This window comes from Cryobacterium sinapicolor (genome assembly GCF_004403465.1).
Classification (GTDB): domain Bacteria; phylum Actinomycetota; class Actinomycetes; order Actinomycetales; family Microbacteriaceae; genus Cryobacterium; species Cryobacterium sinapicolor.
In genome coordinates, this window is the sequence record NZ_SOGQ01000054.1 from 19,056 (window position 1) to 36,966 (window position 17,911).

The 17,911-nt window shown below is 69.1% G+C and carries 20 protein-coding genes; 13 read left to right on the forward strand and 7 right to left on the reverse strand.

All coding sequences use genetic code 11. The features are described 5' to 3' along the window. Nucleotides 1–27: 27 nt before the first annotated feature. Genes E3T28_RS10655 through ccsB form a run of 5 tightly spaced genes read left to right on the forward strand, consistent with a single transcriptional unit; the run spans nucleotide 28 to nucleotide 4,691 of the window. Nucleotides 28–672: a histidine phosphatase family protein gene (locus E3T28_RS10655; RefSeq protein WP_134430771.1), complete on the forward strand. Its 645-nt coding sequence runs from the start codon at nucleotides 28–30 to the stop codon at nucleotides 670–672. Then, nucleotides 669–1,265: a TlpA family protein disulfide reductase gene (locus E3T28_RS10660; RefSeq protein ID WP_134430774.1), complete on the forward strand. Its 597-nt coding sequence runs from the start codon at nucleotides 669–671 to the stop codon at nucleotides 1,263–1,265. The genes E3T28_RS10655 and E3T28_RS10660 overlap by 4 nt, the downstream gene beginning before the upstream one ends. A 2-nt stretch (nucleotides 1,266–1,267) precedes the next feature. After that, entirely contained in the window at nucleotides 1,268–2,029 is a 762-nt protein-coding gene (locus tag E3T28_RS10665; protein ID WP_134430777.1) for a cytochrome c biogenesis CcdA family protein, read from the forward strand. Then, on the forward strand, nucleotides 2,013–3,677 hold the full coding sequence (gene resB, locus E3T28_RS10670) for a cytochrome c biogenesis protein ResB (RefSeq protein ID WP_134430780.1): 1,665 nt from the start codon (nucleotides 2,013–2,015) through the stop codon (nucleotides 3,675–3,677). The genes E3T28_RS10665 and resB overlap by 17 nt, the downstream gene beginning before the upstream one ends. Nucleotides 3,678–3,728: 51 nt before the next feature. After that, the gene (ccsB, locus tag E3T28_RS10675) at nucleotides 3,729–4,691 is read left to right on the forward strand and encodes a c-type cytochrome biogenesis protein CcsB (RefSeq protein WP_134430868.1); all 963 of its coding nucleotides are present in this window, start codon (nucleotides 3,729–3,731) and stop codon (nucleotides 4,689–4,691) included. 172 nt (nucleotides 4,692–4,863) lie between these two features. On the opposite strand, the gene E3T28_RS10680 is transcribed toward ccsB, so the two are convergent. The 5 genes from E3T28_RS10680 to E3T28_RS16885 all read right to left on the reverse strand — a co-directional run bounded on the left by E3T28_RS10680 (nucleotide 4,864) and on the right by E3T28_RS16885 (nucleotide 7,623). Continuing rightward, nucleotides 4,864–5,844, reverse strand: a complete 981-nt coding sequence (locus E3T28_RS10680; protein ID WP_134430783.1) for an o-succinylbenzoate synthase — start codon at nucleotides 5,842–5,844, stop codon at nucleotides 4,864–4,866. A gap of 80 nt (nucleotides 5,845–5,924) precedes the next feature. Next, nucleotides 5,925–6,188, reverse strand: a complete 264-nt coding sequence (locus E3T28_RS10685; protein ID WP_134430786.1) for a hypothetical protein — start codon at nucleotides 6,186–6,188, stop codon at nucleotides 5,925–5,927. Then, nucleotides 6,185–6,514: a DUF7882 family protein gene (locus tag E3T28_RS10690; protein ID WP_134395424.1), complete on the reverse strand. Its 330-nt coding sequence runs from the start codon at nucleotides 6,512–6,514 to the stop codon at nucleotides 6,185–6,187. The genes E3T28_RS10685 and E3T28_RS10690 overlap by 4 nt, the downstream gene beginning before the upstream one ends. Nucleotides 6,515–6,598: 84 nt before the next feature. Further along, nucleotides 6,599–7,453: a sigma-70 family RNA polymerase sigma factor gene (locus tag E3T28_RS10695; protein WP_134430789.1), complete on the reverse strand. Its 855-nt coding sequence runs from the start codon at nucleotides 7,451–7,453 to the stop codon at nucleotides 6,599–6,601. After that, complete coding sequence (locus tag E3T28_RS16885; RefSeq protein ID WP_166786998.1) at nucleotides 7,450–7,623, reverse strand: hypothetical protein; 174 nt, start codon at nucleotides 7,621–7,623, stop codon at nucleotides 7,450–7,452. Before E3T28_RS16885 ends, E3T28_RS10695 begins: the two co-directional genes overlap by 4 nt. A 323-nt stretch (nucleotides 7,624–7,946) precedes the next feature. On the opposite strand from E3T28_RS16885, the gene E3T28_RS10700 reads away from it, so the two are divergent. The 3 genes from E3T28_RS10700 (at nucleotide 7,947) to E3T28_RS10710 (ending at nucleotide 11,202) form a co-directional block, all read left to right on the forward strand. Continuing rightward, nucleotides 7,947–8,858: a 1,4-dihydroxy-2-naphthoyl-CoA synthase gene (locus E3T28_RS10700; protein ID WP_134430792.1), complete on the forward strand. Its 912-nt coding sequence runs from the start codon at nucleotides 7,947–7,949 to the stop codon at nucleotides 8,856–8,858. Nucleotides 8,859–8,864: 6 nt separating this feature from the next. Further along, entirely contained in the window at nucleotides 8,865–10,043 is a 1,179-nt protein-coding gene (locus E3T28_RS10705) for an AMP-binding protein (protein ID WP_206750460.1), read from the forward strand. A 178-nt stretch (nucleotides 10,044–10,221) separates the two neighbouring features. Beyond that, on the forward strand, nucleotides 10,222–11,202 hold the full coding sequence (locus E3T28_RS10710) for a 1,4-dihydroxy-2-naphthoate polyprenyltransferase (RefSeq protein WP_134430795.1): 981 nt from the start codon (nucleotides 10,222–10,224) through the stop codon (nucleotides 11,200–11,202). Here E3T28_RS10710 and E3T28_RS10715 read toward each other — a convergent pair. Beyond that, nucleotides 11,176–11,487, reverse strand: coding sequence for a DUF4229 domain-containing protein (locus tag E3T28_RS10715; protein WP_134430798.1), 312 nt, complete (start codon nucleotides 11,485–11,487; stop codon nucleotides 11,176–11,178). The two genes, E3T28_RS10710 and E3T28_RS10715, sit on opposite strands and share 27 nt — an antisense overlap. A gap of 71 nt (nucleotides 11,488–11,558) precedes the next feature. Between E3T28_RS10715 and E3T28_RS10720 the strand changes: the two genes are divergently transcribed. The 3 genes from E3T28_RS10720 to E3T28_RS10730 are packed head-to-tail and all read left to right on the forward strand — an operon-like array spanning nucleotide 11,559 to nucleotide 14,676. Next, a complete protein-coding gene (locus E3T28_RS10720; protein WP_134430801.1) occupies nucleotides 11,559–12,035 on the forward strand; it encodes a PLD nuclease N-terminal domain-containing protein in 477 nt (158 codons plus the stop codon). Continuing rightward, nucleotides 12,028–13,761 (forward strand): 2-succinyl-5-enolpyruvyl-6-hydroxy-3-cyclohexene-1-carboxylic-acid synthase, encoded by a 1,734-nt coding sequence (gene menD, locus E3T28_RS10725; RefSeq protein ID WP_134430803.1) that lies wholly within the window; start codon nucleotides 12,028–12,030, stop codon nucleotides 13,759–13,761. Before E3T28_RS10720 ends, menD begins: the two co-directional genes overlap by 8 nt. A 48-nt stretch (nucleotides 13,762–13,809) precedes the next feature. Next, complete coding sequence (locus tag E3T28_RS10730) at nucleotides 13,810–14,676, forward strand: polyphosphate kinase 2 family protein (RefSeq protein ID WP_134430806.1); 867 nt, start codon at nucleotides 13,810–13,812, stop codon at nucleotides 14,674–14,676. A gap of 103 nt (nucleotides 14,677–14,779) precedes the next feature. Here E3T28_RS10730 and E3T28_RS10735 read toward each other — a convergent pair whose 3' ends face one another. After that, nucleotides 14,780–16,012 (reverse strand): isochorismate synthase, encoded by a 1,233-nt coding sequence (locus E3T28_RS10735; RefSeq protein ID WP_241979291.1) that lies wholly within the window; start codon nucleotides 16,010–16,012, stop codon nucleotides 14,780–14,782. A gap of 65 nt (nucleotides 16,013–16,077) precedes the next feature. Between E3T28_RS10735 and ubiE the strand changes: the two genes are divergently transcribed. Both ubiE and E3T28_RS10745 read left to right on the forward strand, forming a co-directional pair. Beyond that, nucleotides 16,078–16,803 (forward strand): bifunctional demethylmenaquinone methyltransferase/2-methoxy-6-polyprenyl-1,4-benzoquinol methylase UbiE, encoded by a 726-nt coding sequence (gene ubiE / locus E3T28_RS10740; RefSeq protein WP_134430809.1) that lies wholly within the window; start codon nucleotides 16,078–16,080, stop codon nucleotides 16,801–16,803. Nucleotides 16,804–16,835: 32 nt separating this feature from the next. Next, the gene (locus E3T28_RS10745) at nucleotides 16,836–17,906 is read left to right on the forward strand and encodes a polyprenyl synthetase family protein (protein ID WP_370260024.1); all 1,071 of its coding nucleotides are present in this window, start codon (nucleotides 16,836–16,838) and stop codon (nucleotides 17,904–17,906) included. Nucleotides 17,907–17,911 lie beyond the last annotated feature (5 nt).

Consider the following 17,911-nt stretch of genomic DNA (forward strand, 5'->3'; position numbering starts at 1 on the left):
CGGGTGCCCCCTCCGTAGACTGGAAGGGTGGTAGCCAGTCAGGTACATCTCGTGCGGCACGGTGAGGTTTTCAACCCCGAACGCGTCCTGTACGGGCGCCTGCCCGGATTCCGCCTCTCCGACCTGGGCGCGCAAATGGCCGCTGTCGCGGCCGCCGATCTGGTGGATCGCGGGTGCCCCGTCGTTCGTGTCATCTCCTCTCCGCTGCAGCGCGCACAGGAGTCGGCCGCGCCGGTCGCTGCGGCCTTCACCCTTCCGGTCGACATCGACCCGCGCATCATCGAGCCGACCAATTTCTTCGAGGGCAAACGGATGCGGGGCACGGGTGGGGCCCTGCACGATCCCCGCAGCTGGCCCGCGCTGATCAACCCGCTGCGCCCCAGCTGGGGCGAACCGTTCGACTCGATCAGGAAGCGCATGCTCACCGCGATCGAGGATGCCCGCAACTCGGTCGACGAGGGCGACGTCGTGCTCGTGAGCCACCAGCTTCCGATCTGGATGGTGCACCGCGCCCTGGCCCGTCAGCGCCTGGCCCACGATCCGCGCAAGCGTCGCTGCGACCTGTCGAGTGTGACCACCCTGTCCTGGCCCGGCGGCCTCCTCGCCGAGACCGGCTACTCCAACCCTGCCCTGTCGCTGCAGGCCGGCGCCTCGGACGTAGGAGCCGTATGAACCTTCGTCCCCGCGCCGCCGTCACAGCCTTGGTCGCCGTGGCCCTGCTGCTGACCGGGTGCTCCACCGACCCGCTCGCAGAGCAGTACCGTGAGGGCAGCAGCAAGGGCTTCATAGCCGGCGACGGCAGCTGGACCGAGATCCCGGCCGCGGAGCGCGGCGATCCCATCGTCTGGAGCGGCGCCGACGAGAACGGTGCACCGCTCGCCAGCGAGGACTATGCCGGCAAGGTCGTCGTGGTCAACTTCTGGTACGCCAGCTGCGCGCCCTGCCGGGCGGAAGCCCCGGCCCTGCAGAAGCTCAACGAGGAATTCGGTGGCACGGACGCCCACTGGGTCGGCGTCAACGTGCGGGACCAGGCCGCGAACGCGACCGCGTTCAACGAGAGCTTCGGCATCACCTATCCGTCAGTGATGGACGTCGACAACGGGAGCATGCAGCTCGCATTCAGCGGCAGCATCCCGCCCAACGCCGTTCCCACCACGCTGGTGCTCGACCGGTCAGGCCGGGTCGCGGCCCGGATCCTCGGTGCGATCTCGGAGCCCTCGATCCTCGAGACCCTCGTGCGCGACGCGATCGCCGAGGATTCGTAGGCGTGGACAACCCCTTCGGCGAGATCGTCTTCAGCGGACAGCTTGTCCTGGCCATTCCCATCGCCGTGCTGGCCGGGCTCGTCTCGTTCGCCTCTCCCTGCATCCTCCCGCTCGTGCCCGGCTACCTGGCCTATATCGGCGGCTTCACCGACGGCAGCACGACCGCCGCGCGCGGCGACCGCCGGGGCCGCAATCGTCTGCTGCTCGGGGTCGCGCTGTTCATCCTCGGTTTCACCCTCGTCTTCGTGCTCACCGGATTCATTTTCGGCGTTGCCGGGTTCTGGCTGAACCAGTATCGCGATGCGATCACCCGCATCGCCGGTGTCGTCGTGATCCTGCTCGGCCTGGTGTTCGTCGGCCAGTTCGGTTTCGCGCAGCGCAGCATGAAGGCATCCTGGAAACCGCGGATGGGCCTGGCCGGCGCCCCTCTGCTCGGCGCAGTCTTCGCCGTGGGCTGGACCCCCTGCACCGGCCCGACGCTCACCGCCATCAACTCCCTCAGCCTGACCACGGGCTCTCCCTGGCAGGGCGGCCTGCTGGCCCTGTTCTACGCGCTCGGGCTGGGCATCCCCTTCCTCCTGATCGCACTCGGCCTAAGCTGGGCGACCGGTGCCGTTTCCTTCCTGAAACGGCACGTCCGGGCCATCAATCTGTTCGGCGGACTCCTCCTCGTGCTCATCGGCGTGCTCATGGTGAGCGGCGTGTGGAACGCCTGGCTCCTCGACCTGCAAGGAACGATCGGAAGTTATGTCCCGGCCATCTGACCACTACGACGCCCCTGCCTCCGCGGGAATCGTACAGCCGCGCCTCGGCTTCGTCGGCTGGCTGCGCTGGTTCTGGCGCCAGCTGACGAACATGCGCACCGCGCTGTTCCTGCTGCTGCTGCTCGCGATTGCCGCCGTGCCGGGCTCCCTGGTTCCCCAGCGCAGTTCCGACCCGAACGGGGTCACCCAGTACTTCACCGACAACCCCGACCTGGCGCCGCTGCTGGACAAAGTCCAGGCTTTCGACGTCTACTCGTCGGCGTGGTTCTCGGCCATCTACCTGCTGCTGTTCATCTCGCTGATCGGGTGCGTCATCCCGCGCACCAAGCACCACTACCTGGCGCTGCGGGCCAAGCCGCCGCGCACTCCCGCCCGGCTGTCCCGGCTGGCCGGCTTCACGACGCGCACCGCTCCGGCCGGCACGGATGCCCAGGCAGCGGTCGAGTCCGCCCGCCGGCTTCTGAAGACCAGCGGCTACCGGGCGGCCGTCTTCGAGAATCGCGGGGAGACCTCGGTCTCGGCCGAGCGCGGCTACCTGCGCGAAACCGGCAACCTGGTCTTCCACTTCGCCCTGGTCGGAATCCTGATCACGGTCGGGTTCGGCGGCGGCTTCGGCTTCAGCGGCCAGCGTGTGCTGGTCGAGGGGCAGACCTTCGTGAACACGCTGCTGGCCTACGACTCGTTCAACCCCGGCCGGTTCTTCAATGACGCCAGTTTGAAGCCGTACAAGCTCACCCTCGATGACTTCGACGTCGTCTACGAGGAGAAGAACCTCAAAGCCTATGGTCAGCCGATCGACTTCACGGCCGACGTCACCATCACCCCGCGAGGTGAGGATGCAGAGTCCAGCCAGGTCAAGGTGAACGGGCCGGCCCGCACCGGCGGCACCGACGTCTACCTGCTCGGCAACGGCTACGCACCGACCATCACCGTGAAGGACCCGAACGGGGTGGTCGTCTTCACCGACTCCGTGCCGTTCCTGCCGCAGGATGCCAACCTCACCTCCCTCGGAGTGATCAAGATTCCCGACGGGCTGGCCGAGCAGCTCGGCATGATCGGTTTCTTCTACCCGACCCAGGCAGAGGCAGAATCCGGGGCGTTCTTCTCCTCCTTCCCGGATTTGCAGTACCCACTGCTGACCCTCAACGTCTACTCGGGCGACCTGGGCCTGGACGCGGGCGTGCCGACCTCGGTCTACTCGCTCGACATCGACAAGATGACCCAGCTCACCGGCGGCAAGACCGACGTGGAATCGATCGAGCTCACGCCGGGGGATACGAGGGACCTTCCGAACGGCCTCGGCACCGTCAGCTTCGACGACGCCGCCCCGGGGGCGCAGAACGGGGACTTCTCCGGTTCGGTGCTCCGGTTCGCCTCGTTCGACATCCATCACGACCCCACCCAGCTCTGGGTGCTGTCCTTCGCCGTGCTTGCACTGCTCGGTCTGCTGACGTCGCTGTTCGTGCCGCGCCGGCGGGTCTGGGTGAAGGCCGTGACGGCGCAGGACGGCTCGCTGCGCCTCGAGTACGCGGGTCTGGCCCGCGGCGAGGACCCGGCCCTGGAATCCGCCGTCTCCGACCTCGCCGGTCGGCATACGGACCTGCTGTTCTCCTCCCAATCGGCCACCCCGGCATTCGAACAGAAATAGGCTGACACCGTGAATCTCAACGAGCTCTCCATTCTGAGCCTTTACTCGGCCATGGCGGTCTACGCCCTCGCGTTCATCGCCTTCTCCTTCGACCTGGCGAAGCGCTCCGCGGCGGTCACCTCAGCCACGGCGGCGGACGACCGGGAGCGCCTAGCCGGTTCCGCGCACCGGGAAGCGGCCGAAACCTCGGGCGGAACCACCACCCTGACCCGCATCAGTGCACGCATCGCTAACGACGCGGTCACCCCCTACGGCCGCTCGGCCAGCCTGCGGGTCGGCGTCTCGCTCACCGTGCTGGCCTGGCTGATCCACCTGATGTCGGCCGTGCTCCGCGGAGTGGCGGCTGAGCGGGTGCCCTGGGCGAACATGTACGAGTTCGCGATGACGGGAACCCTGCTGATCGTGTCGGTGTTCTTGATCGTGCTGACCCGAGCCGACCTGCGCTTCCTCGGAACCTTCGTCACCGGAATGGTGCTCGTGCTGCTCGGCATCGCGGCACTACGCTTCTACGTCGAGGTCGCGCCCCTGCCGCCGGCGCTGCAGTCGGCTTGGCTGGTCATCCACGTTTTCGTGGCCTCGCTGGGCACGGGCTTCTTCGCGCTCGGGTTCGCCCTCTCTACCGTGCAGCTCCTCCAGTTCCGGCGGGAGTCGCTCCTCGCGTCCGCGAAGAGCGGGCGGCTGCGGTTCCTGGCCACCCTGCCGTCGGCGGCCACGCTGGAGAACCTCGCCTACCGGGTCACTATCATCGGCTTCATCCTCTGGACCTTCACCCTCATGGCCGGTTCGATCTGGGCCGAGCAGGCCTGGGGCCGGTACTGGGGCTGGGACACGAAGGAGGTCTGGACGTTCATCATCTGGACCCTCTACGCGGGCTACATCCACGCCCGCGCGACCCGCGGCTGGCGCGGCTCACGGTCGGCCTGGCTGTCGATCATCGGCTTCGGCGCCGTCATGTTCAACTTCGGCATCGTCAATGTCTTCTTCAAGGGCTTGCACGCCTATTCCGGCCTCTAGCCGAACGCTCTGCCGCCTGACGAATTCGACGGAGATTTTCCCCAAACCGGGCCAAAAGGGGCCGAAGAGCTGCCGTGAGCCCACAATCTCCGTCGAATTCGTTCGGGGCGTGACGGCGGTCCCGGCCGTGGGGCGGCCGTGGCACGGGTGAGGTAGTAGCCGGTGGACGGCGCTAGTCGGTCAGCAGCGCGTAGCAGCGGGTCAGTCGGGCCAGCCACCAGTCACGTCGGTCGTCTGCTGCCGCGTAGCGGTCGAGCAGCTCGGGGTCAGGGGTGACCCGGCGAACCGGGATGCCGCCGTCGATCGGCAGCAGCGGGTCGGCGGTGATGTCGGCGCCGAGGAGCGAGGCCGTGCCGAGCCCGCAGTCGAAGTTCAGTTCCGGGATCGCGCCGGCCAGGTGGGCACCCATCGAGATGCCGACCGAGGTGTCGAGGGCGCTGGATACCACGGCGGGCAGCCCGGTCTGGTTGATCAGCGCCAGTGCGGCGTGGATTCCGCCGAGCGGCGCCGCCTTGATCACGAGGATGTCCGCGGAGCCCGTGCGGGCAACCAGCAGCGGGTCCTCCGCGCGGCGCACGCTCTCGTCGGCGGCGACGCCGACGTCGAGGTAGCCGGTCCGGCGGCGGATCTCGGCGAGTTCCTCGATGGTGGCGCACGGCTGCTCCACGTACTCGAGATCGAACTCGTTGAGGGCGTGGATGGCGTGCTCCGCCTCATCGACGTTCCAGAGGCCGTTCGCGTCCACACGGATGCGCCCCTCCGGCCCGAGGACGCGGCGCACCATACGGACGCGGGCCACGTCGTCCGCCAGCGTCTGGCCGGGGTCGGCGACCTTCACCTTGGCGGTTCGGCAGCCGGGGAACCGGGCGAGCACGCCGGGTACCTCCTCGGCGGTGACCGCCGGCACCGTGGCGTTGACGGGGATGCGCTCCCGTAGCAGAGGGGGCGTGACCTGCCAACCGAAATCCAGGGCGGCCCGCAGCCAGGTGACCGCCTCCGCGTCGTCGTATTCGGCGAACGGTGAGAACTCCGCCCAGCCTTCCGGTCCCTTCAGAAGCAGCGCCTCGCGGGTGTCCAGTCCGCGGAACCGCGTGACCAACGGCAAGGCGACGACGCGGGCAGATCCGAGCAACTCAGACAGTGTTGGCAGCATACGTCCAGTGTGCCAGCCGAGGGCCTTCCCGGGGAACGCCCGCAGGTCTGGGGCGTCCGACCGCGGTGATCTCCGACGGATCAGAGCACGTCATGGTTGAACGCCCCGTCCACCTCGAGATCGATGTCCGTGCCGTTGTTCGGCTTGAAGTTGAGAATCGCGAAGGGGACACCCGGCACGATCAGCAGGTAGGCGTCTTCAAAGCGCCCACCGCCGCTGTTCACCCGCAGCCAGTAGGGCTTCCCCGACCCGAGCGCGGCCTCGACCTCGTTTTGGATGGACTCGACCGACCGGCCGCCGAGCGAGTACTGCGCCCCGCCGTAGACAATGTCGACTCGGTTCACGATTCGTCCTTCACCAGTACTGTCGCAGGTCGGTGTGGCTCCGGCACGAGCTGCAGGCCGCCGGAGGAATTGGCGGAGAGCATGAGGGCTTCGATCCATTCGCGGTTGAGGCTGGGGGAGCGCCCGCCGAAATACTTGTAGGCCAGGGGGATCGCGGGATGCAGCCAGATCGTGCTGCGACCGTCGCCGCCCTGGGGGTCGTCTCGCCAGGTAAAATAGAAGCACTCACCGCGGCGTAACTTCGCCCCGATGACGACCTGGATGTGGGCGAGGACCCGGTCGTCGAAATCTGCTGTCAAGGACGAGTTGTACGTGAGCTTGCCCATATCTCCCCCGATGACAAAGTTAGAGCTGACCATAGCGCGAACGGGCGCGCGTCACCAAGCTCATTTCGGGGGATATTGCCCGGATCAGTCCCGCAGGTACCGCTCGAGTCGGGGCACGTGCAGCAGGGCGAGTGCGCGCTTCTCGATCTGGCGCACCCGTTCCCGGGTCACGCCCTGTACGACCGCGATCTGGTCCAGCGTGCACGGCGCGCTGCCGTCCAGGCCGAACCGGGCTGTCAGAATGGACCGTTCCCGTGGCGGAAGCGCATCGAGATAGAAGCTGATATCGGCTGCGCGCAGAGTCACCGTCGCATACTCGTCGGGCTGGGGCAGGTCGTCGTCGATGATCAGCTCGGAGATGTCGCCGATGCCGTCGCCGACCGGGGAGTGCAGGGAAATGGGCTCATTGTCGTACTGCAGCAGCCGGGACACGTCCCGGGCCGGGATCTGGGAGGCGTCGGCGAGTTCTCGCAGCGTGGGTTCGCGGTCGAGGGTGCTGGTGAGGTCGCGGCGGATGCGCTTGATCTTGTTGAGTTTCTCCGCGGTGTGTACGGGGATGCGGATCATGCGGGATTTGTCGGCCATGCCGCGGTGGATGGCTTGGCGGATCCACCAGGTGGCGTAGGTGGAGAATTTGTAGCCGGTCATGAAGTCGTATTTCTCGACGGCGCGGACGAGGCCGATGTTGCCGTCTTGGACGAGGTCCATGATGGGCATGCCTCGGCCGGAGTANGCCAGTGACGGGTCGTCGACTCCGTGGGACAGCTTCTCCGCGGCGAAGAGCCCGACTTCGATGCGCTGGGCGAGGGTCACCTCGTCGACGGCGGAGAGCAGGGGGCCCTTGCCGATGCGGCGCAGGTAGTCGCCGAAGGCATCCGTCGACGCGCTGTAGGGTGCGGGAGCGGGCGAGGGCTGGGTCTGTTGCGTGACCGTGCTCATCGCACTGCCGCCCCGGTGGGTGCCGGACGGACGGCGAGACTGGCCGTTGCCCGGTCGAAGGAGGCGAAGTACGACCGCTCCCGAGGGCGGCCGAAGTCCGTCACCTCGAATGCGTCGTCCACGCGCTGGATGAATCCGACGAGAGCCGCCGGATCGCCGTCGGCGATCATCCGGTCACTGATGCGCCATTCCGTGGGGGAGAGTTCGCTGATTCCGATGTCTCTCGCGGGGGCGGTCGAATTCTGTGTGAGAGGAGTCCGAGTGCGCTGAGTCCGTGTGAACTGGGTCTGTCGCCCGTCTTCGCGGATCGTTTTTCGTGTGCCATTGCCGGCCATCACTACCTCCGAGTATTTCTCAATAGTTCAGTACACAGGGTGAACACGGAGGCCTCAAGGGGCTTGACTTTGCCACTCGAAGGGGGGTGTATACCTGCTCCGGAGCGGCTCGTGGCCGGCCGCAATCCGCCGCCGTGGGCCCGCGTAGGCTGGGGTGCATGATCGAACAGGTTTCCGAAATCTTCGACCCGAGCCAGTGGCAGGAGGTCGCGGGCTTCGACCGCCTCACCGACGTCACCTACCACCACGACGTGACCGGGCGGATCGCCCGGGTGGCGTTCAACCGGCCCGAGGTGCGGAACGCGTTCCGCCCGCACACCGTCGACGAGCTGCACGCCGCCCTGGAAGACGCACGCGTCAACCCGCGCATCGGGGTGGTGCTCCTGACCGGCAACGGACCGAGCCCGAAGGACGGCGGCTGGGCGTTCTGCTCCGGTGGGGACCAGCGCATCCGTGGCCGAGACGGTTACAAGTACGCCGAGGGCGAGACCGCATCGGGGATCGACAAGGCCAGGGGCGGCCGGTTGCACATCCTCGAGGTGCAGCGGCTGATCCGGTTCATGCCCAAGGTCGTCATCGCGGTCATCCCCGGCTGGGCGGCCGGCGGCGGCCACTCCCTGCACGTGGTCTGCGACCTCAGTATCGCCAGCGCCGAGCACGGCAAGTTCAAGCAGACGGATGCCGACGTCGGCTCCTTCGACGCCGGCTACGGCAGCGCCTACTTCGCTCGCCAGGTGGGGCAGAAGGCCGCCAGGGAGGTGTTCTTCCTGGCCCGCGAGTATTCCGCCCAGCGCGCCTTCGAGATGGGGGCCGTGAACGCCGTCGTGCCGCACTCCGAACTCGAGGTGGAGGCGCTGGACTGGGCCCGGACGATCCTGACCAAGTCGCCCACCGCCATCCGGATGCTGAAATTCGCCTTCAACGCCGTGGACGACGGCCTGGTCGGCCAGCAGGTGTTCGCCGGGGAGGCCACCCGCCTCGCCTACGGCACCGACGAGGCGGTCGAGGGGCGCGACGCGTTCCTGGAGAAGCGCGACCCCGACTGGGGTCCCTACGACTGGCAGTTCTAGGCGATCATGACCCGGCGGCTGAGGGTGGTGCCGGTCGGTCACCCGCTCGACCTGATGGGCCCGTTGCGCCTGGCGCTGGCCAACACCGGCGACGCCGTGCTGCCGGTGCCGCGGGGGCAGGAGGCCGCAGCTCGGCCCGGCCTGGGCCGGGTGCCCCGGCAGGTGGCCGTGGTGATCGAGACGTCCGGATCGACGGATGCGCCCAAGCGCGTGATGCTCAGCACCGACGCCCTGCTGAGCAGCGCCGCCGCGTCCAGCGTGCGCCTCGGTGGCACCGGTCAGTGGCTGCTGGCGCTGCCCGTGCACTACATCGCCGGGGTGCAGGTTCTCGTGCGTTCGATCGCGGCCGACACCGTCCCCGTCGTGCTGCCGCCCGGCCACTTCGACCCGGGCGTGTTCGCCGCCTCGGCCGAGCTCCTCACCGAGCCGCTGCGATTCACCGCCCTAGTGCCGGTGCAGCTGGCCCGGCTGGTCGCTGCGGCCGCGGACGACCGTCACCTGCTGGCCGTGCTGCGCCGCTTCGACGGCATCCTGGTCGGCGGCCAGGCACTGCCCCCGCAGCTCGCCGAACGGGCCTTCGACCTCGGCCTGCACGTGTTCGCCACCTACGGCTCGTCGGAAACCTCCGGCGGCTGTGTCTACAACGGCACGCCCATCGGCAGCACCGCGGTGCGCGTCGTCGACGGGCAGCTGGAGCTCAGGGGCTCCCTGCTCGCCGAGGGGTATCTGGATGACCCCGGTCGCACCAGCGACCGCTTCATCGAGGTGCACGGGCAACGCTGGTACCGCACCGGCGACCTGGGCGAGGTGGATGCCGCGACCGGGATCGTGCGCGTGCTCGGCCGCGTCGACAACGTGATCATCTCCGGCGGCGAGAAGGTATCGCTCGACGCGGTCGAGCGGGTCGTTCGGTCGCTGCCGGGCCTCGGCGAGGCCGTGGCGGTGGGGCGGCCCGACGCCACGTGGGGCCAGGTTCCGGTGCTGGTTGTGCCGGATGGCGCCGGAAAGGCACCCGGAGAGGCCGTCCTCCCCGAAGACTCCCTGGAGCGGATCGGGGAAGCCGTGGCATCCGTGCTGGGCAAGGCGGCGAGGCCCGCGCGCCTTGTGCGGGTCGCGTCGATTCCGCAGCTTCCCACCGGCAAACCCGACCGCCGGCAGCTGAGCCGGATGCTCGCCGATCTTTGAGCCGCCGAGAGACCGTGCCACCGAGAGACCGTGCCACCGAGAGACCGAGAGACCGAGAGACCGAGAGACCGAGAGACCGAGAGACCGAGCCACAGGGACGCCGGGACACCGAGCCACCGGCACGTACTATGAAGTCGTGGCACACGGAGCGCGGCCGGTCAGGCCCTCACAACAGCGATTGAACCCCACGGCAGCGACGAAGTCGGCGGCCCGGAACGGAAAGTCGGGCAACCCGGCGCGGCGCAACGGCCCCGCCGGACGCGGCCCGTCTCAGGCTGCCCCCGCCACCGCGGGCGACTGGATCTCCGGAGCGCGCCTGCGGACCCTCCCGCTGGCGATCGCCCCGGTGGCCCTCGGCACCGGAGCGGCGATCGTCGCGAGCGGCCCCGGCATCTTTCATCCGGTGCGCGCGGTACTCGCCCTGATCGTGGCCCTGTGCCTGCAGATCGGCGTGAACTACGCCAACGACTACTCCGACGGTATCCGCGGCACCGACGCCAACCGGATCGGCCCAGCCCGGCTGACCGGCAGCGGGGCCGCCCGGCCCCGAGCCGTGCTCACGGTCGCCGCCGCGTTCTTCGCGCTCGCCGCGCTGGCCGGCCTGACCCTGGTCGTGCTGACCGGCCAGTGGTGGCTGTTGCTGGTGGGAGCCGCCGCCATCGTCGCGGCCTGGTTCTACACCGGCGGCCGCAAGCCGTACGGCTACTTCGGGCTCGGCGAGGTCTTCGTCTTCGTGTTCTTCGGCCTCGTGGCCACCACCGGCACGACCTACGTACAGGTCGGCACCGTGAACACCGAAAGCTGGCTGAGCGGCGTCGGCATCGGCCTGATCGCCATGGCCGTGCTCATGGTCAACAACCTGCGAGACCTGGAGCCGGACCGCGCCTCCGGCAAGCGCACCCTCGCGGTGCTGATCGGGAACACGGCGTCGCGGGTCGTCTTCTGCCTGTTCCTGCTGCTGGCGTTCGTGATCGTCGCCTTCTTCGCGATCTACTACCCGCTGGCCTGGCTGACGTTTTTCGTGCTGCTGCTCGCGGTGCCGGCCGGGTTGATCACGGTGACGGCGAAGACCGCCGCGGAACTGGTGCTGGCCCTCAAGCTGACCAGCTTCGCGGGTCTGGCCTACGGGCTGCTACTCGCCCTTGCCTTCGCGCTGTAGGTCGGTTTCGACCGCCCGCGCGGCGGCGCGGTCAAGGGCCGCGTCCTCGGATTCGGCGTCCGGGTGCACCGGTTCCTTGTCGGGGTGCCGTGCCTGGTACAGACCCAGAGCGACCTTCTCGCGAGGCTTCCGCAGGAAGATGAAGGAGAGCGAGGCGCCGATCAACGCGCTGGCGATCGCGGCGATCCACCACTCGATCCGGAGAGCGAGCATCACGGCGAGCGGAACGGCGAACAGGAGCACGCGGAAGACCGAATAGGACACCCAGGCGGGAACAGCTTTCATGGGCCCAGTTTAGATTGCCGGGCTGTGCGATCACTCACCGATCTCACGGGTGGGAGCCATACACTATGGGGATGGTCCGCCTGTGGTTCGCTCTTGGAGTCGTCGTCGTCGTCCTCACCGTCTATACGCTGGTGGATTGCGCGCTTCTGCAACGACCCCGGGTGCGCGGGCTTCCGCGGTGGGTGTGGATGTTCGTGATCGTGCTCATCCCCGTGATCGGGCCGGTGCTGTGGCTGGTGATCGGTCGCGGCCGCGCCAGCACGGGAAAGATCGTGCGTTCATTGGCCCCCGACGACGACATCGACTTCCTCAAGGGTCTGGACCGGGCCAAGTCCGACCAGGAACGGCTTCGTGCCCTCGAGCAGGAGCTTGCCGACCTCGACGCTCCGGATCCCCGGGACCTCGGTACCACAGGCGCCTCCGGCACGACCGGTACGACCGGCCTGACCGGCCAGGGCAACCAGTCCGGCCAGGACGACCCGGCCGGGGTCGAGCCGAAGAAAGCCGAGCCGGGCGAAGGCGATCTGCCTGGCCGGCGGGATGCCTGACATCACGCCCAGCGGTAGCCCGGCCACAGACTTCAGCGTCTCTCTCCTGGGTGAATTCGTGCGTCTCGGCGTGCGCGACGTGGTGCTCAGCCCGGGCGCGCGGTCGCAGGCCCTCGCCCTGGCCTCGGCCGAACTGGAGCGGATCGGTCTGATCCGGCTGCACGTGCGCCTGGATGAGCGCGGTGCGGGGTTCCTCGCTCTGGGCCTCGCGGTCGAGTCCGGCCGGCCGGCGCTGGTCGTCTGCACCTCGGGCACGGCCGTGGCCAACCTCCACCCCGCGGTGCTCGAAGCGCATCACTCCGGGGTGCCCATGATCCTGCTGACGGCCGACCGGCCGAGCGAGCTCCGTGGCATCCGTTCGAACCAGACCACCCTGCAACCCGGCCTGTTCGGCGTGGCGACGCGGCTGTGCGTCGATGTGCCCGCACCGGAGGGCGCGGCCGCCGAGCACGCCGACGCCATCACTCTGGCCCGCCGAGCGACGGATGCCGCCACCGGCGCCACCTCGCTCGATCCGGGCCCGGTGCAGCTCAACCTGGCGTTCCGGGAGCCGTTGTCGGCGCCGGTGGCGCTCACCGCCGACGCCATCTCGGGCCCGGCCGTCGTGGCAGAGTCGGCCGCGCTGCTCGACGCGTCCGTCGTGTCCGCCGCCACCGAACCGGTCTTCCTGGTCACGGGCGGCCCGCGCACCGTGGTCATCGCCGGTGCGGGCGCCGGCGCCGAGGCCGAGGAGTTCGCGCGCGCCGGCGGCTGGCCGCTGCTGGCGGAGGTGTGCAGCGGTGCACGGTTCGGCCCGAACCTCGTGTCCGCCTACCGCGAGCTGCTGCTGGCCTCCGATCTGGGCGGCCGGGTCGAGCGCGTGGTCGTGTTCGGTCACCCGACGCTCAGCCGCGAGGTGCCGGCCATGATCCTGCGCGAGGGCGTGGAGACCATCGTGGTGGCTCCCTCCGGCATCGAATGGTTCAACCCCGGACACCGGGTGCGCGTCTTCGCCCGTGCCGCCGCCCCGGATGCGGCGGCAATCGAAGCGGCCGGCACCTCCGAGGGGCGGGAATGGCTGGGACGCTGGGTGATGTCCAGCCGCCACCTGCTGGCCGCGGGGGCCGCCCGGGAGTCGATCCCGATGAGCGACCGCGGGATCACCCGCGAAGAACTGGCCGCGATGCGCGCGCCGGTCACCCGACCCATGCTCGTGGACGCCGTCTGGCGCGCCTCCTGGCCGCACGACCGCCTGGTTTTCGGTGCCTCCCGGCTGGTGCGGGTGGCCGACCGCCGCGTTCCCGGCAAGAAGATCTCCGTGCACTCCAACCGGGGCCTGGCCGGTATCGACGGCACGATCGCCACGAGCGTCGGCATCGCGCTGGCCAGCCAGACCGGGCCGACCCCGCAGTCCACCGGGCTCACCCGGCTGGTGGTCGGCGACCTCACCCTGCTGCACGATGTCGGATCGCTCCTGCTCACCCCGGGGGAGGCGCTCCCGCGGCTGCAGATCATCGTCGGCAACGACGGCGGCGGCACCATTTTCGATGGCCTCGAGGTGGCGGCATCCGCCCGCGCCGACGCCGTCAACCGGGTTCTTTTCACCCCGCAGCAGGCCGACCTGGCCCATCTCGCCGCGGCCTACGGCTGGTCCTACGGTCTCGCGGCCACGCGGAGCGACCTCGAGCGGAGCCTGACAGCACCGCACGCGGGGCCGAGCATCCTCGAGGTTCCGCTGGTTCGCTAGGTTTGCCGGGACACCCGCGGGACACTGGTCTGCAACGAAAGGCGCACCATGACTGAACACAGTGAGCAGGAATTCTGGGCCGGCGAACCGAGGGCGTTGCTGCGGGTGACGCCGGGGTTCCGGCTCGCGGACGTGGATCCCGGCTCCACGCCCGGCTTCGACGGGGTGGAGAAGGACAACGCGGACGAGGCGCTCGCCGCCGGTGTCGGCGTGCTGTCGGAGCTGCAGGAGATGCTCTTCGCGAACAGCCGGTCCGGCGACCCGCGCCGGGTGCTCCTCGTGCTGCAGGCCATGGACACGGCCGGCAAAGGCGGTATCGTGCGCCACGTCGTCGGCGCTGTCGACCCGCAGGGCATCCGTTTGCACGCGTTCAAGGCGCCCACCGACGAGGAACGGGCCCACGACTTCCTCTGGCGGGTGCGCACGCGGCTGCCCGACGCCGGCCTGATCGGGGTCTTCGACCGGTCGCACTACGAGGACGTGCTGGTCGGCCGGGTGCGCGCGCTGGCCCCGGCTGCAGAGATCGAGGAGCGCTACGGGGTGATCCGCGACTTCGAGCAGGGGCTCGTCGACCAGGGCACCACCATCGTCAAGGTCATGCTGCACATCGGCTCCGACGACCAGAAGGAACGCCTGGCCGAGCGGCTGGAGCGCCCGGACAAGCACTGGAAGTACCACCCGGGGGACATCGACGAACGGATGCTGTGGCCCGCCTACCAGGAGGCGTACCAGATCGCCCTCGAACGCACCTCGACCGACGACGCGCCGTGGTTCGTGGTGCCGGCCGAGAAGAAGTGGTACGCCCGCCTGGCCGTCCAGCACCTGCTGATCGACGCCTTGCAGCGCCTGGACCTGACTTGGCCGTCGGCGGCCTTCGACGTCGAGGTCGAGAAGGCCCGCCTCGCCGCGACTTGAGAGTGCCCGTTCCGGTCGGGAGTGACCCGCGGAACGGACACTCTCGACCGGAACGGGCACCCGTGCGACGGCCGTTCAGTCGACAGGCAAAGCGGGACGGAGGTCAGCCGAAGGCTTCGACGACGGGGCGGAACTTCATGCGGGTCTCGGCGAGCTCGCGCTCGGGCTCGGAGTCCAGCACGATGCCGCAGCCGGCATAGGCCGTGACGCCGCCGGCCGGGCTGACTTGGGCGCAACGTAGGGCGATCGCCCACTCGCCGTCGCCGTCGGCGCCGACCCAGCCCACCGGGCCCGCGTAACGGCCCCGGTCGAACGGCTCCAGTTCGCGGATCAGGGCGAGAGCCGTCTCGGTGGGAGTGCCGGCGACCGCGGCCGTCGGGTGCAGCGCGGCGATCAGGTCGAGGGAGTTCGATCCGTCGCTCAGGGTGCCCTCGACATCCGTCGCCAGGTGCCAGAGATTCGGCAGTTTCACGGTGAACGGGATCTCGCTGGTCGTGAGGTGCGAGGTGTGCGGGCGGAGCGAGGCGAGGACGCTCTGCACGGCGAACTCGTGCTCGTCGCCGTCCTTGGTGGACGTGGCCAGCTGGAGGGCGGCCTCCAGGTCGGAGGCGGCGTCCGCGCCCCGCGACATGGTGCCGGCCAGCACGCGGGCGTTGACCTCGCCGCGGTCGGCGCGGATAAGGGTCTCCGGGCTGGAGCCGACGAGGCCATCGACAGCGTAGGTCCAGCAGTCGGGGTAGCCCAGCGCCAGCTCGCTGACGGCGCGACGCAGGTCGGATTCGGCCGGCAGCCGGCCGACCAGGTCACGGGCCAGGACGATCTTGTTGAGATCGCCGGAGGCGATGCGGGACACGGCCTCGCCGACCGCATCGCGGTAGCCGGCCGGAGGCAGCGCGCCCGGCAGCAGGGAGATGCGGTACTCCGTGCCGAGGGGGCGCAGAGCCAGGGGGATCTCCGGCGGTGTGGTGCCGGTCGGCCAGATGCGGGTCACCCAGCACCGGCCGTTGTCGCGCCCGATGATGACCTGCGGCACGATCAGCACGCTGGTCTGGGCCGAGGAGGCGTCGAACGCGAAGGCTCCGAAGGCGAGCAGGCCGGTGCCGGTGCGGGCGATCGGGTCGGACACGGTGGCGGCGGCCGCGATCTCCCGCCAGGCGGTGGCGGCATCCGTGAACCGGGTCGCGCCGGAGAATTCGAGCCTCAGCGCCGTGCCGATGCCGGCCAGACCCTGGTTGCGGCGCATCCACAGCAGTGGTTCGCGGGTGTCGAGCAGAAGAATCAGTTGGCGGATGTCGGCGATGGGGGTGGTTTCAACCGTTAGAGCCTGAGCATTCACCTGCACAGCCTATGCCAGCGGCTGTGGAGAGCCCCGCGTGTCCGTGGGCAATCTAGACTGAGTAAGTGAGTAGAGCAGACCTCAATAAGCAGCCCGAGCAGGTCGCAGCCATGTTCGATCAGGTCTCCACCCATTACGACCGCACGAACGCCGTGCTCTCGGTTGGAAACGCAGCCCTGTGGCGGATGGCCGCGACCCGCGCCGTGAACCCCCGGCGCGGAGAACGCATCCTCGACATCGCCGCCGGAACGGGCACCTCCAGTGTCGCGCTGACGAAGACGGGCGCGCACGTCGTGGCCGCAGACTTCTCCGAGGGCATGATCAACGTGGGCCGTGCACGCCACGCGGACAACCCGCAGGTCGAGTTCGTGCAGGCCGACGCCACCGCACTGCCCTTCGCCGACAACGAGTTCGACGCCGTGACCATCTCGTTCGGCCTGCGCAACGTGGTCCAGCCCAAGAAGGCCCTGGCCGAGTTCTACCGGGTGACCAAGCCGGGCGGGCGCGTTGTGATCTGCGAGTTCTCGACGCCCCCGTTCGCCCCGATCCGGTTGGGCTACTTCGCCTACCTCACTCGGGTGATGCCGATGATCGTGAAGCTGGCGTCGTCGAACGCGGAGGCGTACGACTACCTGGGCGAGTCGATCGTGGCCTGGCCGAACCAGCAGACCCTCAGCGCCTGGCTGCGGAATGCCGGCTACGACGCCGTCGCCTACCGCAACCTGACTCTGGGCATCGTGGCCCTGCATCGCGGCGTCAAGCCGGCGGATGCGTCCGACGCGCCGTCCTGAATCCTCCCAGATCCGATCGTTAGGCTGACAGAGTGAAACCGAGCATGCCCCTGTTCCGTCGCGGTGCTTCCGTGACGAGCCAGCTCGGCCTCAGCGATCGCATTTTCTCCACAGCCCAGGACCGCGGCCTCGCCGCGGGGATCGACGCGGGAATCGTTCAGGTCGAGGCCAGCCTGCTGGCCGAGGTCACTTTCGCCGATGAGATTGCGAACGTCACCAGCAGGTACCTGCTCAACGCCGGCGGCAAGCGCGTGCGCCCCATGCTGGCGCTGCTGACCGCCCACCTCGGCCGCGGTAACCTGTCCGACGTGATCACCGCGGCCACGGCGATCGAGATCACCCACCTGGCCTCGCTCTACCACGACGATGTGATGGATGACTCGGACAAGCGTCGCGGGGTGCCGAGCGCCCAGACCGTGTGGGGAAACTCGGTGGCGATTCTGACCGGGGATCTGCTCTTCGCCCGCGCCAACCAGCTGATGGCACGGCTGGGTGAGCGGGCCATCCGTTTGCAGGCCGATACCTTCGAGCGCCTCGTGCTCGGACAGCTGCACGAGACGGTCGGCGCTCAGCCCGGCCAGGACCCGGTGGAGCACTACATCCAGGTGCTCGCTGACAAGACCGGGTCGCTGATCGCCGCGGCCGCCCAGGCCGGCATCATCTTCTCCGACGCCCCCTCCGAGTTCGAGAAGCCCGTGATCGCGTTCGGTGAGAAGATTGGCGTCGCCTTCCAGCTCATCGACGATGTGCTCGACCTCTCCCCGCAACCGGAGGAGACCGGCAAGGTGCCCGGCACCGACCTGCGCGCCGGGGTGGCCACCCTGCCGCTGCTGCGTCTGCGCGAGCGTGCCCCGCACGACCCCACCGCTTCCGCCCTGCTCGAACGCCTCGAACGCGACGTGATGGCCAGCAACGGCGTCGCGACCGCGGAAGCCGACTCGGCGATCACCGAGCTGCGCGAGCACGACGTGACCGGGCAGACCCTCGCCGAGGCGCACGGCTGGGCGCACGACGCGGTCGAGGCTCTCGCCCCGCTGCCGGACGGCTCGGTCAAGAAGGCCCTCACCCGCTTCGCCGACACGATCGTTGAACGATCAAGCTAGAAAGG